Annotated in this window: 15 protein-coding genes; 13 read left to right on the top strand and 2 right to left on the bottom strand. The window is 58.2% G+C overall.

What is annotated here, in order from left to right:
- Positions 1 to 31: 31 nt before the first annotated feature.
- Positions 32 to 283, bottom strand: coding sequence for a c-type cytochrome (locus Ga0074115_RS16350; protein ID WP_157292781.1), 252 nt, complete (start codon positions 281 to 283; stop codon positions 32 to 34).
- A gap of 612 nt (positions 284 to 895) precedes the next feature.
- Positions 896 to 2524 carry an L-aspartate oxidase gene (gene nadB / locus Ga0074115_RS13380; protein ID WP_057955786.1) on the bottom strand — a complete coding sequence of 543 codons (1629 nt, stop codon included), beginning with the start codon at positions 2522 to 2524 and terminating at the stop codon, positions 896 to 898.
- Between the two features lie 184 nt (positions 2525 to 2708).
- Between nadB and rpoE the strand changes: the two genes are divergently transcribed.
- The 13 genes from rpoE to pdxJ all read left to right on the top strand — a co-directional run bounded on the left by rpoE (position 2709) and on the right by pdxJ (position 13360).
- Positions 2709 to 3287: an RNA polymerase sigma factor RpoE gene (gene rpoE / locus Ga0074115_RS13375; protein ID WP_057955787.1), complete on the top strand. Its 579-nt coding sequence runs from the start codon at positions 2709 to 2711 to the stop codon at positions 3285 to 3287.
- 14 nt (positions 3288 to 3301) lie between these two features.
- The gene (locus Ga0074115_RS13370; RefSeq protein WP_057955788.1) at positions 3302 to 3868 is read left to right on the top strand and encodes a sigma-E factor negative regulatory protein; all 567 of its coding nucleotides are present in this window, start codon (positions 3302 to 3304) and stop codon (positions 3866 to 3868) included.
- Between the two features lie 43 nt (positions 3869 to 3911).
- Positions 3912 to 4913 carry a MucB/RseB C-terminal domain-containing protein gene (locus Ga0074115_RS13365; RefSeq protein ID WP_060528611.1) on the top strand — a complete coding sequence of 334 codons (1002 nt, stop codon included), beginning with the start codon at positions 3912 to 3914 and terminating at the stop codon, positions 4911 to 4913.
- Entirely contained in the window at positions 4910 to 5380 is a 471-nt protein-coding gene (locus Ga0074115_RS13360; protein ID WP_057955790.1) for a SoxR reducing system RseC family protein, read from the top strand. Before Ga0074115_RS13365 ends, Ga0074115_RS13360 begins: the two co-directional genes overlap by 4 nt.
- Positions 5381 to 5419: 39 nt before the next feature.
- Entirely contained in the window at positions 5420 to 6850 is a 1431-nt protein-coding gene (locus tag Ga0074115_RS13355) for a DegQ family serine endoprotease (RefSeq protein ID WP_057955791.1), read from the top strand.
- Entirely contained in the window at positions 6847 to 7089 is a 243-nt protein-coding gene (locus Ga0074115_RS13350) for a glutaredoxin family protein (protein ID WP_057955792.1), read from the top strand. Before Ga0074115_RS13355 ends, Ga0074115_RS13350 begins: the two co-directional genes overlap by 4 nt.
- A gap of 99 nt (positions 7090 to 7188) precedes the next feature.
- Entirely contained in the window at positions 7189 to 8991 is a 1803-nt protein-coding gene (lepA, locus tag Ga0074115_RS13345) for a translation elongation factor 4 (RefSeq protein WP_057955793.1), read from the top strand.
- Positions 8992 to 9090: 99 nt separating this feature from the next.
- Complete coding sequence (gene lepB, locus Ga0074115_RS13340; RefSeq protein ID WP_006474416.1) at positions 9091 to 9903, top strand: signal peptidase I; 813 nt, start codon at positions 9091 to 9093, stop codon at positions 9901 to 9903.
- Positions 9904 to 9962: 59 nt separating this feature from the next.
- A complete protein-coding gene (locus tag Ga0074115_RS13335) occupies positions 9963 to 10310 on the top strand; it encodes a DUF4845 domain-containing protein (protein WP_057955794.1) in 348 nt (115 codons plus the stop codon).
- On the top strand, positions 10307 to 10984 hold the full coding sequence (gene rnc, locus Ga0074115_RS13330) for a ribonuclease III (RefSeq protein WP_057955795.1): 678 nt from the start codon (positions 10307 to 10309) through the stop codon (positions 10982 to 10984). Before Ga0074115_RS13335 ends, rnc begins: the two co-directional genes overlap by 4 nt.
- Complete coding sequence (gene era, locus Ga0074115_RS13325; RefSeq protein ID WP_057955796.1) at positions 10977 to 11873, top strand: GTPase Era; 897 nt, start codon at positions 10977 to 10979, stop codon at positions 11871 to 11873. Before rnc ends, era begins: the two co-directional genes overlap by 8 nt.
- Positions 11873 to 12583 carry a DNA repair protein RecO gene (gene recO, locus Ga0074115_RS13320; protein ID WP_057955797.1) on the top strand — a complete coding sequence of 237 codons (711 nt, stop codon included), beginning with the start codon at positions 11873 to 11875 and terminating at the stop codon, positions 12581 to 12583. The genes era and recO overlap by 1 nt, the downstream gene beginning before the upstream one ends.
- Before the next feature lie 39 nt (positions 12584 to 12622).
- The gene (gene pdxJ, locus Ga0074115_RS13315) at positions 12623 to 13360 is read left to right on the top strand and encodes a pyridoxine 5'-phosphate synthase (protein WP_057955798.1); all 738 of its coding nucleotides are present in this window, start codon (positions 12623 to 12625) and stop codon (positions 13358 to 13360) included.
- Position 13361: the final 1 nt, after the last annotated feature.

Genomic DNA, 13361 nt, shown 5'->3' with positions numbered 1-13361 from the left:
AATCGCCTCCACTACATCTTTCCTTTTCTGATCACGCTGTTCTTTTATCGTAGCCATGGAAAGCAGTATACACTGCCAATACTTTCGGAACGATTAATAGTGAAGGCGCACCACTTTTTAGAAATTCAGCGAATTGGCCATCTCCCTTCCCTGTGATGCCATGACAGGAGGCGCAGTTATTTTTATATTCTTCCTCGCCAATGGAGCCATTTCCTGCAAAAACCGTCCCAGACAATCCTAGAAAAAGGAAAGCTGAGATCGACAAGGTAGTTAGGTGTTTCATGATGCTCTAATCCCCATTAACTCTGTGATAGAAATGTAGGATGCCTTAATGAAACCCACATTAATAGTGTGGTTAAGTGTAGGGTGTTTTGGTGAAACTGCTAACTCATACCTTGACGTAGATCAACTACCTCGCGGAATTCCGGGGGACAGTATACCTATTTCCCATTCCCTGCAGCGGAATGGCTCCCCGGCTTTTGTGGCGTCAAAATCCGGCCAGTCAGTGACTCAGCTGCCTGGATAAACGGCGCGTCACCCAGTGGGCGGCCGGTGTGTGTATGAACCTGGATGTATTCCACGTCATCCTGAGCAGGCTCGGTGAGGTAATTTGCCCAGTCTGGAAACAACTTCAGTATCGGCGCCACGCGTACCAGGGCATCGTCGGTAACCGTTAGATAGGCTATAGCCCTCCGCAATCAGTTCCAAATAATGCGCATAGTCATCATCATTGAAGTACACACGCTGTCTGCGGTTGCCGCGCTGTGTGGCATGATGCGGATAACCGGGCAATCCTTGCCATGCTGTTCCTCCCTGAACGGCCTGTAAAAAATCGGTGGCCTATGCTACTGCATCAGCGTCTTCTGGGAATAGGTATACTGTCCCCAGAATTCCGTCAGGGCAGCGTCCTGGGAAAGTAGTTGTCCGGGATCAGCACTGTCGGATGGCGTTGGGCCCGGTCGTCGGTGCGCGGAAAGTCGAGGGTGTAGTGGAGGCCACGGCTTTCGCGGCGCATCTGCGCCGAGCGGATGATCAGATCGGCCACTTCCACCAGGTTGCGCAGTTCCAGCAGGTCATTGGTAACACGGAAGTTACTGTAGTATTCACCAATCTCCATGCGCAACATGTCGACCCGACGTTTGGCTCGCTCCAGGCGCTTGTTGGAGCGGACTATGCCCACGTAGTCCCACATGAAGCGGCGCAGTTCATCCCAGTTATGGGCCACCACCACCTCTTCATCAGAGTCGGTCACCCGGCTCTCGTCCCAGTGAGGCAACTCACCGGGTATCTCTACCTGGTCTGCCTGTTCGCTAATATCTTTGGCAGCCTGCCCGGCAAACACCAGGCACTCGAGCAGCGAGTTGCTGGCCATCCGGTTAGCGCCATGCAGGCCGGTGTAGGCAGTTTCACCGATAGCGTAGAGCCCCGGCAGATCGGTCTGCGCGTGATGATCGGTGTAGATGCCACCACAGGTGTAGTGGGCGGCGGGTACCACCGGGATCGGTTCGCGGGTGATGTCGATCCCCAGGTCGCGGCAGCGCTGATAGATGGTGGGGAAGTGTTCGGTGATGAACTCAGCCGGCTTGTGGCTGATATCGAGGAACAGGCATTCGGCGCCGATGCGTTTCATCTCATGATCGATGGCGCGGGCGACGATATCCCGCGGGGCGAGCTCTCCGCGCCGGTCGAAGCGCTGCATGAAACGCTCCCCGTTGGGCAGCAACAGCCGGCCCCCTTCACCGCGCACCGCCTCGCTGATCAAAAAGTTACGTGCCTCGGGATGGTAGAGGCAGGTGGGGTGAAACTGGATGAACTCCATGTTGGCGACCCGACAGCCAGCGCGCCAGGCCATGGCGATGCCGTCGCCGGTGGAGACATCCGGATTACTGGTGTAGAGGTAGACCTTGCTCGCGCCACCGGAGGCGATCACTACAAAACGGGCGCGGAAGGTCTTAACCTGGCCCTGTTTCTGGTTAAGGATGTAGGCTCCCACACAGCGATTGACGCCGCTCTGGCGGCGCTTGCGGTTGGTAATCAGGTCGATGGCGATATGGTATTCGAACAGCTCCACGTTGGCGCGCGCCATCACCTGGGCCTCGAGGGTGGTCTCCACCTCGCGGCCGGTGGCATCTGCGGCGTGGATCACCCGCCGGTGGGAGTGCCCCCCTTCACGAGTCAGATGGTAGCCGCCGCTACTGGCCGAGTTGTCGTCACGGGTGAACTTGGCACCGTTTTCCATCAGCCAGCGGATATTCTCCGGGCCCTGTTCCACCACCAGTTGAACTGTCTTCTCTTCGCAGAGCCCGGCGCCGGCGTTAAGAGTGTCCTCCACATGGGAGGAGAGGGTATCCTCCTCGTCCAGCACCGCAGAGATGCCCCCCTGGGCATAGAATGTGCTGCCCTCTTCGAGTTGGCGTTTGGAGATTACCGCGACTTTCAGATCAGGGCGCAGACGCAGCGCCAGGGAAAGACCGGCAGCACCGCTGCCGATGATCAAAACGTCGTGCTGATGGTCGGTGGACATGATTGCGGAGGCCTACTATTACAGCGATAATGCGACTCGCATTGCGTCGCCGCATCCTAGCCTAAATCAAAGGCTTGTAGAATAGAATTAATCTGCCGGTAGATGCGGCGAACTATTCAGAATCTGGAGTGTCAATCAGACTGAGCGCAGGGACGTGCAGGTCATGAGGGAGGGTAGGGCCCGGATGGGCGAGCGACAAGTGGATCAGGAACTGGTCATCCGTGTGCAGAAGGGCGACAAAAAGGCATTTGACCTGTTGGTGCTCAAGTATCAGCAGAAGATCGCGAATCTGATCTCCCGCTACATTCGGGATCCACACGAGGTGCTGGACGTCACCCAGGAGGCTTTTATTAAGGCCTACCGGGCGCTCCCCAGATTTCGTGGTGACAGCGCTTTCTACACTTGGCTGTATCGGATTGCGATTAATACCGCAAAGAACCACCTCGTTGCCCAGAGTCGTCGCCCGCCGAGTGGAGATGTGGAGCCCGGGATCGCCGAACAGCTGGATGAGGGGCATCGTCTGAAAGAGTACGGCACACCGGAAAATCATCTGCTCAGCAGCGAGATCAGTGCCGCCGTTCAGGATGCCATCGACGCTCTTCCGCAAGACCTGCGCACTGCCATCATCCTGCGTGAACTGGAAGGCATGAGTTACGAGGAGATCGCTGAGGCGATGTCCTGCCCGGTGGGAACTGTGAGATCCCGTATCTTCCGGGCGCGAGAGGCGATAGACAAACGGTTACAACCGTTGATTAACCCATAAGCACGGGTGGCGAGATGAGCGAACAAGAACGTGAAAAAGTATCTGCACTGGTGGATGACGAGCTAAGCGAACACGAGATCAGCCGGCACATCGGTCGACTGCTCGAAACACCATCAGAGCAACAGACCTGGGCCCGTTATCATCTGATAGGCGACGCGATGCGTCAGGAACTGGGTTCGCTGGTGCAGCCGGATCTGGCAAGCGCCATCAGCGCCAGCCTGGAGCATGAACCTATCATCATTGCGCCGGGAATGGTCAAACGCCGCCCAGCGTCCTGGCTGAAACCGGTGGCAGGTACTGCCATCGCCGCCTCAGTGGCGCTGGTTGCGGTCACCATGGTCCCGCAGTTAATCAATGATGATCCGGTCGCCACACTCTCCCCCACGGTGGCGGTGAAAAAGCCACCGGTAGAGACCATCTATAGCCAGTCTGGGGGCACCCGCTGGGAGCTGCTGGCTCGCCCCGACGTTGAGACCAAACTCAATAGTTATCTGGTCAATCATCAGGAGTACGCTCCGGCCAACACCATGAAAGGCATCATGCCTTACGCCACCTTTGTCAGTTATGACGTGGCCAAATGATCAACCGTTATTCGACAGGTTTGTTGTGTTGGAGTGGAGAGGCATGCAGATAGGTCGTCCAGCGAGCATCGCTGCACAGATTTTTTTTGGTGTCCTACTGGCGCTGAACCTGACCACAGGGCTGGCCGCAACGGCCGAGAAAGAGCGGGAGGCCGCCCGATGGCTGGAACGGATGATGACTGCGGTGCGCGCTCTGAACTATCAGGGCACATTCATCTATTTGCACGACAACCAGCTGGAGAGTATCCGGGTGGTGCATGCAGTAGAGGATGGCCAGATCAGGGAGCATCTGATCTCACTTAACGGTGCCCCGCGGGAGGTGATTCGCGATAAACGCTCAATTACCTGCGTTCGCCCCGAGAGCCAGCAAATCTCCATCGATAAGCGCCCACCCAGCAACAAGTTTCTCGATCTGCTACCCCAAGACCTCGGCAAACTCACCCCTCACTACGCATTTCGTACCCTTGGCACGGCCCGGATTGCGGGTCATCAGTCGAAGGTGGTGGCGATCATCCCGCGGGATGACTACCGCTACGGCTATCGTTTCTATCTCGATCAGGAGAGCGCCCTGCCACTCAAGTCGGACCTGATGGATGAGCAGGGGCAGGCGCTGGAACAGACCATGTTCACCAACCTCGAGATCGGTGTCGCCGAGTGGAACATTGACGAATCCAACAAACAGAGTGGCATCACCATCCGTAAATCAGACCTGCCACGGAGTGAAATAGAGTCGGGCAGGCCTCAGTGGCACTTTGAATCCTTGCCCGCCGGTTTTGTGGTGACCAGCCGTTCCAGGGTGCCAGACACCGCTAATGGCGGTGTAATCGACCACTATGTGTTAAGTGACGGGCTGGCCTCTCTCTCCATCTTCATCGAAGCGGCAGGCGAGAGGGAGGCGCTGGAGGGCGCGTCACGCCTGGGTGCGATCAATGCTTGGGGTGGTCGGCGTGCTGATCACCAGATCACCGCAGTTGGCGAAGTGCCGGCGATCACCCTGTTGAGTGTGGTCGAGGCGATGCGCTACAACGCTGCCGAATCGCCATGATCGAGGAGTCTGCCAGAGTCATCACCTGTGATGGCGACTATGCGCTGGTGGAGACCCAGCAGCAGGCGGCTTGCGGGAGTTGCCAGGCCGGATCGAGTTGTGGCACCTCGGTGATCGCTGGCTTCTTCAAACGCCGCCATCCGCAGCTTCGGGTGCGCAATCCAATCGAGGCAAAGGCAGGCCAGCAGGTGGTGATCGGTCTCGATGAGCGGGCTCTGCTCCGTGCCTCTTTGATTTCCTACCTGCTGCCGATATTTACACTCATCCTGTGTGCCATTGCGGGCCTGGAACTGGTTCGCTGGATGGGAATAGGCCAAGGGGAACTCGGCAGCATTATCGGCGGTCTACTGGGACTGATAGCCGGGTTGATCGGTGCAAAAAGCTTCGCCAGTCGGCATCGAGCTGATGCACTGTATGAGCCGGAGATCTTGCGTTCAGCGTATTCCCATCCGATCAGATTGGGCTGAGCCCCACGATCCGAATCGAATAACTTCCAGGAGTTACCAATGAGTTTTATGCAGCGAACGGTATCCACAGTTCCGTTTCTTCTCCTTGTATTGCTCTTTGCCGCCCCGCTACAGGCGAGAAGCCTGCCTGACTTTACCGAGCTTGTTGAGCAGAATGCGCCGGCGGTGGTCAACATCAGCACTCGTCAGCAGCAGAGCATCCGGCGGCAGATGGAGCGCTTCAACATCCCCGATATCCCAGAGAACAGTCCTTTTGGTGAGCTGCTGCGGCGTTTCTTCGGTGAACATGGCTTCGACCTGCCGGATCAGGAGCGGGAGCAGCGGTCGCTGGGCTCGGGTTTCATTATCTCCCCCGACGGTTTCATCCTCACCAACAACCATGTGGTTGCCGGTGCGGATGAGATCATCGTGCGCATGAACGACCGCCGTGAGTTCAGCGCGCGGGTGATCGGCAGCGACGAGCGCAGCGATATCGCACTGATCAAGATCGAGGCGGAGGATCTGCCGGTGGTGAAGACCGGCAGTGCCGAAAAGCTTAAGGTAGGCGAGTGGGTGCTGGCGATCGGCACACCGTTTGGCTTCGATCACTCGGTTACCGCCGGCATCGTCAGCGCCAAGGGACGCAACCTGCCGAGCGAGAACTACGTGCCTTTTATCCAGACCGATGTAGCGATCAATCCGGGTAACTCCGGCGGCCCGCTGATCAACCTGGATGGCGAGGTGGTGGGGGTCAACTCACAGATCTACAGCCGCTCTGGTGGTTTCATGGGACTCTCTTTTGCCATCCCCATCGAGGTGGCGATGAACGTAGCCGAGCAGCTGAAGAGCAAAGGTCGGGTCAGTCGCGGCTGGCTCGGGGTGTTGATCCAGGATGTTACCCGCGATCTGGCCGAGAGCTTTGGCATGCAACACCCCCAAGGCGCTCTGGTTGCACGGGTACTGCCCGACAGCCCCGCTTCCAAAGCGGGTCTGCAGGTGGGCGACGTGATCCTCAGCTATAACGGCACCAAGCTAAAGAGCTCCTCAGATCTGCCGCCGCTGGTGGGCGCTAGCCCGATTGATCGCCCTGTGGCTGTGACCGTGCAGCGCGGCGGTCGCACCCTCGAGGTAATGGTCCAGATCGGTGAGCTGCCCCCGGAAGATGCGATCGAGCTGGCCGAGAGCCATGCGCCCAAGGTGATGTCGAATCGTCTCGGGCTGATGGTCTCCGACCTGAGCCGTGAGCAGCGCAGTGAGCTGGCAGTACCGCCCTATCAGGGGGTGATGGTCGATTCGGTAACTGGCGAGGCCCCTCGGATTGCCGGTATTCAGGAGGGGGATGTGATCCTGATGATCAACGAGCGCAAGATCGAGAGTGTACAGCAGTTCAACCAGCTGGTGGCAGAACTGCCAGCCAACAAGACCGTGGCAGTGCTGGTTCACCGTCGTAGCGGACCGATCTTTTTGGCGCTACGCATGCCGGCGGAATGAGGCAGCTGACCCTTTATATCCGCCCCGGCTGTCATCTGTGTGAGGATATGCTGACACAGCTACAGTCCATGGATGGGGCGGATAGCTTTCAGCTGCAGCTGGTGGAGATCGATGCCGATGCTGCCCTCCGTGCCCGCTATGACACGCGTGTGCCGGTGCTGGAGAGAAGCGACGGTAAACTGCTCAGTGAGTACTTTCTGGATGAAATAGGGTTGCGGAACTATTTGAATGGCGGTTGATTTGGTATGATCGGTCGCTTCGGCGTTGTACGCCGACAGACGGAACTTGCCTGACTTAGGCAGTTCCGTTTTTTCCGCGCCCAAGGTAACACTGAGCCAATGACAGATTTGCGTCACATCCGTAACTTTTCCATCATCGCCCATATCGATCACGGCAAGTCAACGATTGCCGACCGCTTTATCCAGGCTTGCGGTGGTTTGAGCGATCGCGAGATGGAGGCGCAGGTGCTCGATTCGATGGAGCTGGAGCGGGAACGCGGTATCACCATCAAGGCGCAGAGTGTCACCCTCGACTATCAGGCGCGGGATGGTCAGATCTACCAACTCAACTTTATCGACACCCCTGGCCATGTGGACTTCTCCTACGAGGTCTCCCGCTCTCTAGCCGCCTGCGAGGGTGCACTGCTGGTGGTGGACGCGGCCCAGGGCGTAGAGGCGCAGAGTGTCGCCAACTGCTACACCGCCATCGAGCAGGGGCTGGAGGTGTTGCCAGTGCTGAACAAGATTGACCTGCCCTCGGCGGAGCCGGAGCGGGTGATCAGCGAGATCGAGGAGATCATTGGCATCGACGCCACCGATGCCACCAAGGTCAGCGCCAAGACCGGTCTCGGCATTCCCGATCTGTTGGAAGACCTGGTGGCCACAATTCCGCCGCCGGAGGGAGACAGGGAGGCACCACTGCAGGCGTTGATTATCGACTCCTGGTTCGACCCCTATGTGGGCGTGATTTCACTGATCCGGGTGATGAACGGTGAGATCCGCCGCAAGGACAAGATGCACATTATGTCCACCGGACGCAGCTATCAGGTGGAGAAGGTGGGTGTGTTCACCCCCAAGCGGCTCGACAAGCAGCTGCTCTCCACCGGCGAGGTAGGTTTTGTCATCGCCGGCATCAAGGAGATCGACGGCGCACCCGTGGGCGACACCATCACTTTGGAGAACCGCAAGGCAGAGCAGGCGCTGCCGGGCTTCGAGGAGATGCATCCGCGGGTCTTCTCCGGGCTCTATCCGGTCAGCTCCGACGACTACGAAAACCTGCGCGATGCGCTGCAGAAACTGCGCCTCAACGATGCCGCCCTGCACTATGAGCCGGAGACATCCCAGGCGCTGGGCTTCGGTTTCCGCTGCGGCTTTCTCGGCATGCTGCACATGGAGATCATCCAGGAGCGGCTGGAGCGGGAGTATAATCTCGACCTGATCACTACTGCGCCTTCGGTGGTCTATGAGGTGCTGTTGAATGGCGGCAGCACGATCCAGATCGAGAACCCCTCCGACCTGCCCGATCCCGGTAAGTTCGAGGCGGTGCGTGAGCCGCTGATCAACGCCACCATCCTGGTGCCGCAGGCGCATCTGGGTAATGTGATCAGCCTCTGTATCGAAAAGCGCGGCACACAGAAGAATATGCAGTACCTGGGCGGCCAGGTGCAGCTCAGTTACGAACTGCCACTAAACGAGGTGGTGCTCGACTTCTTCGACCGGCTGAAGTCGGTGAGCCGCGGTTACGCCTCGTTTGAGTATGAGTTTGCCCGCTTTCAGACGGCACCGCTGGTCAAGCTCGATATCCTGATCAACGGTGAGAAGGTTGATGCGCTCTCCATCATCGTGCACAAGAGCCAGGCCGACTCCCGTGGCCGGGATCTGACTGCGAAGATGAAGGAGATCATCCCTAGGCAGATGTTCGAGGTGGCGATCCAGGCCGCCATCGGCAGCAAGATTATCGCCCGCACCACGGTCAAGGCACTGCGCAAAAATGTCACCGCCAAATGTTACGGCGGTGACATCACCCGCAAGCGCAAGTTGCTGGAGAAACAGAAGGCGGGCAAGAAACGTATGAAACAGGTGGGCAGGGTGGAGATCCCGCAGGAAGCCTTTCTCGCCGTGTTGAAGGTCGGCAAGGATTGAGTCGGCCTGCAGCAGTTTTCTTGAAAAGATTCAGCTGAGTGTAGATGACCAGTCTAGCCAGCGATTTCGGCAACTCGATATTGGAGTAGATTGACGCTTATGAACTTCGATTTTCCCACATTCCTGGTGGTGGCGAGCGCCATCACTGGCGGCATCTGGTTGATCGATGCGCTCTTCTTTGCGCCGGCGAGAAACGAACGGGCCGTAGGCGCACCGCGTGATCCCCTGATGGTGGAGTATGCGCGCTCCTTCTTCCCGGTGATATTCGCGGTGCTGGTGTTGCGCTCGTTTCTGGTGGAGCCCTTCCGCATCCCCTCCGGCTCGATGATGCCAACGCTGCTGGTGGGGGACTTCATCCTGGTTAACAAGTTCAGCTACGGTATCCGCCTGCCGGTGCTGAACAAAAAGGTTATCGATATCGATCTACCGCAGCGCGGCGATGTGGCGGTCTTCCGCTATCCCAAACAACCCTGGATCGACTATATCAAACGTATCGTGGCGGTACCCGGTGATACCATCCACTACCGTGGCAAGGTCCTCTATATTAATGGTAAACCGATGCAACAGACCCCGGTGGGGATCTACAACGGTACTGGCGGTGGTGCCAGGATCAGCGGTTATCTCAGGGCGGTGGAAGATTTGAATGGGGTTGAGCACGAGATCCTGATGCACCCCATGGCGCCCGATCTCGCTATGGGATGTAATGTGCTGTCACGTGGTCCCTTCACGATACCGGAGGGCCACTACTTTGTGATGGGGGACAATCGGGACAACAGCAACGACAGTCGCTGCTGGGGACTGGTGCCTGAAGAGAATCTGATCGGAGAGGCATTTGCCATCTGGATGAACTGGGATGGTGAGAAAACGGGTTTCCCGATCTCATGGGAACGAATTGGGCGGGCAATAAATTAATAATATCAATAGCATAGGAAAGGTATTTGATAATGTATAGCACGCACAGAGAGAGTGGCATGACGGCTATCAGCATGCTGCTGGTATTTGTCATGGTAGGCGCGGTTGCGCTGATGGCGATCAAGATCATACCGGTCTACACGGAGCATTTTACCGTCAGGTCAGCGCTGGAATCGCTGCAGGCCGAGTCCCTCATCGGGCGTAAATCACTGTCCGAGATTCGTAAGGCGTTCCTGCGCCGGATGGAGGTCAACTACATCAGTACAGTGAAGAAAGAGCACGTCAAGGTGGAGCGCCAAGGGAGTACCACCATCGTCAGGGTATCCTATGAGGTACGCATCCCCCTGATGGGAAATCTAGACGCCATCGTCTCCTTTGATGACACTGTCGAATTAGCCGCCAATTGACCCCTCCACTCAGTACCCTTTGCCGGGCCCTCGGCTATGAATTCCACAATCCGGCGCTGCTGCAGCAAGCGCTGACCCACCGCAGTGTCGGTGGTAAAAACAACGAGCGTTTCGAGTTCCTGGGCGATGCTATCCTCGGCTTTGTCATCGCCGATGCCCTGTTTGAGCAATTCGAGCGCGCCAGCGAAGGACAACTCAGCCGGCTGCGCTCATCGCTGGTCAAACGCGAAACCCTGGCCAAGATCGCCCGCGGGCTGAAACTTGGCGACCATCTACGACTCGGGCCCGGTGAGTTGCGCAGTGGTGGTCAGACTCGGGACTCGATACTGGCCGACGCGGTGGAGGCGATCCTGGCAGCCATCTACCTCGACAGCGACTACTCAACTACCCGCCGGGTTATCCTGCAGATATTCGAGTCGCTGCTCGCCGGGCTTGATCTGAATGCGCAACAGAAGGATCCGAAAACCCGCCTTCAGGAGCACCTGCAGGCGCGCAAGATCGGACTACCGAGCTACCAAGTGATCGACATCACCGGTGATCAACACGCTCAGACCTTCACGGTGAAGTGCCGGAGCGAGGCCCTTGAACAGGAGAGCGACGGCTCAGGTTCGAGCCGTCGTCGTGCCGAACAGGCCGCTGCGGCAGCTATGTTACAGAGACTGGAAGATGAGTGAGCTGAACAACCATTGCGGCTATGCTGCTATCGCTGGACGTCCCAACGTGGGCAAATCGACCCTGCTCAACCGGATCATCGGCATGAAGCTGGCCATCACCTCGCACAAGGCGCAGACCACCCGACACAGCATTCTCGGCATCAAGACCCTCGAGCAGGGGCAATTGATCTATGTGGATACCCCTGGCATCCACGAGCGGGCGGACCATGCCATGAATCGCTATCTCAACCGCACTGCAAAGACGGTGGTAGTGGATGTGGATGTGGTGATCTTCGTGGTGGAGGCGCTGCGCTGGACCAGAGAGGATGCCAAGGTATTAGGACTGCTGCAGGAACGCACCATGCCGGTGATTCTGGCGGTCAACAAGGTCGACCAGGTGAACCAGAAAGAGGCGCTGTTGCCGTTTCTGGCTGAGATGGCTGAGCGCTATGATTTTGCTGAGATCATCCCGATCTCGGCGAGCAACGGTCACAATGTCGATGCGCTGGAAAAGCTGGTGCTCGAGCGTCTGCCGCTGGCGGATAACTTCTACCCTGAAGAGCAGCTAACCGACCGGCCGGAGAAGTTTTTCGCCGCCGAGATGGTGCGCGAACAGATTACCCGTCGCTACGCCAAAGAGCTCCCCTATGCGGTCTCGGTGGAGATCGAACGGTTCGAGGAGAAGGGGGGCATCTACCGCATCAACGCGGTGATCTGGGTGGAGAAGCCGGGGCAGAAGGCTATCATCATCGGCAAGCAGGGTGGAGCGCTGAAGATCGTCGCCAGCCAGGCACGCAAGGCGATGGAACAGTTCTTCGGCTGCAAGGTGTATCTCGAGGTCTGGGTCAAGGTAAAAAAGAGCTGGTCTGACGACGAGGCCTCGCTGGCGCGGCTCGGATATAGCGATTAGTGGTCGATAACGCGCTGCAACCCTGCTTTATTCTGCACCGCCGGGAATACCGGAACACCAGCCTGTTGCTGGAGCTCTTCACCCCGGAGCAGGGGCGGCTGCCGGCGATTGCGCGAGGCGCGCGCTCGGGGCGCTCGATGCTGGGAGCGATACTGCAGCCCTTCAGACCGCTGCTAGTCTCTCTCAAAGGGCGGGGCGAGGTCAAAACCCTGAGTAAATCGGAACCGGAGGGGCGCGCACTGCTGCTGCAGGGCAACCACCTCTACTGTGGCTTCTATCTGAACGAACTGCTGACCCGCCTGCTGCAGCGGGAAGATCCCCATCCCCAGCTGTTTCTCCACTACAGCAACACCCTGACCGCGCTGGCGGCAGCTGAGCCGATGGAGGCGGTTCTGCGCCACTTCGAGCTGGAGTTGCTGGATGAGCTTGGCTATGGACTGCTGCTGGACCAGGAGGCAGATAATGGCGACAAAATCGAGGCAGAGCGGCTCTATGAGTTCCATATCGAACATGGGCCTGTAGTGTTTGAGACGGGACGTATGCGCTCACCGATGGTGGTGCATGGCGCCACTATGCTTGGAATGCATCGACGCGACTTTAGCGAGCGCCGCACCATTCAGGAGGCGCGTGGCTTGATGCGCCGAGTGTTGGCCTTCTATCTTGGTAATAAGCCGCTGAAGAGCCGTGAATTGTTCCGCAGCACACCCTGAACCGGGAAAACCACACCACTACATTTTGAAGGACTGGGAATGAGCAGAGAGCGAGAGATTTTGCTGGGGGTCAATATCGATCATGTGGCGACCCTGCGCCAGGCCCGGGGCACCCGCTATCCGGAGCCGGTGCAGGCGGCGCTGGTGGCCGAGCAGGCAGGGGCTGATGCAATTACCCTGCATCTGCGGGAGGATCGGCGCCACATCCAGGACCGGGATGTGGATATCCTCTCCGGCATGCTGCAGACCCGCATGAACCTGGAGATGGCGGCCACCGCCGAAATGGCGGCAATCGCCTCCCGATTTCGTCCCGCCGACTGCTGCCTGGTGCCGGAACGTCGCGAGGAGTTGACCACGGAGGGGGGGCTTGAGGTCGCTGCAAACCAGGATTACATGACCGATTACTGCGCAGAACTAAAGGAGGCGGGGATCCGTGTCTCACTGTTTATCGATGCAGACCCGAGTCAGCTCGATGCAGCCGTGGCGGTGGGTGCGCCGGTGGTAGAGATCCATACCGGGCACTATGCGGACGCCGCCAACCCCCAGCAACGTCAGACAGAGCTGGAGCGAATTATCCAGGCAGTGGAGCATGGCAACAGCTTGGGTCTGCAGGTCAACGCCGGACATGGCCTCGACTACCATAACGTCAAGCCGATTCTGGCGATCGAGCAGATCCGGGAGCTGAACATCGGTCACTCGATCATCAGCCGTGCGGTATTCAGCGGCCTGGCCGCGGCGGTGGCCGAGATGAAACAGCTGTTGCTGCAGAGGCCCTGAA

It is taken from the genome of endosymbiont of Ridgeia piscesae (genome assembly GCF_001443665.1).
GTDB lineage: Bacteria > Pseudomonadota > Gammaproteobacteria > Chromatiales > Chromatiaceae > Endoriftia > Endoriftia persephonae.
This window is presented reverse-complemented; position numbering and strand designations above follow the sequence as displayed.

Excerpts from the sequence above, each read along its gene's own strand:
- Ga0074115_RS16350 (WP_157292781.1), bottom strand. The coding sequence starts at position 283 with ATGAAACACCTAACTACCTTGTCGATCTCAGCTTTCCTTTTTCTAGGA.
- nadB (WP_057955786.1), bottom strand. The coding sequence starts at position 2,524 with ATGTCCACCGACCATCAGCACGACGTTTTGATCATCGGCAGCGGTGCT.
- rpoE (WP_057955787.1), top strand. The coding sequence starts at position 2,709 with ATGGGCGAGCGACAAGTGGATCAGGAACTGGTCATCCGTGTGCAGAAG.
- Ga0074115_RS13370 (WP_057955788.1), top strand. The coding sequence starts at position 3,302 with ATGAGCGAACAAGAACGTGAAAAAGTATCTGCACTGGTGGATGACGAG.
- Ga0074115_RS13365 (WP_060528611.1), top strand. The coding sequence starts at position 3,912 with ATGCAGATAGGTCGTCCAGCGAGCATCGCTGCACAGATTTTTTTTGGT.
- Ga0074115_RS13360 (WP_057955790.1), top strand. The coding sequence starts at position 4,910 with ATGATCGAGGAGTCTGCCAGAGTCATCACCTGTGATGGCGACTATGCG.
- Ga0074115_RS13355 (WP_057955791.1), top strand. The coding sequence starts at position 5,420 with ATGAGTTTTATGCAGCGAACGGTATCCACAGTTCCGTTTCTTCTCCTT.
- Ga0074115_RS13350 (WP_057955792.1), top strand. The coding sequence starts at position 6,847 with ATGAGGCAGCTGACCCTTTATATCCGCCCCGGCTGTCATCTGTGTGAG.
- lepA (WP_057955793.1), top strand. The coding sequence starts at position 7,189 with ATGACAGATTTGCGTCACATCCGTAACTTTTCCATCATCGCCCATATC.
- lepB (WP_006474416.1), top strand. The coding sequence starts at position 9,091 with ATGAACTTCGATTTTCCCACATTCCTGGTGGTGGCGAGCGCCATCACT.
- Ga0074115_RS13335 (WP_057955794.1), top strand. The coding sequence starts at position 9,963 with ATGACGGCTATCAGCATGCTGCTGGTATTTGTCATGGTAGGCGCGGTT.
- era (WP_057955796.1), top strand. The coding sequence starts at position 10,977 with ATGAGTGAGCTGAACAACCATTGCGGCTATGCTGCTATCGCTGGACGT.
- pdxJ (WP_057955798.1), top strand. The coding sequence starts at position 12,623 with ATGAGCAGAGAGCGAGAGATTTTGCTGGGGGTCAATATCGATCATGTG.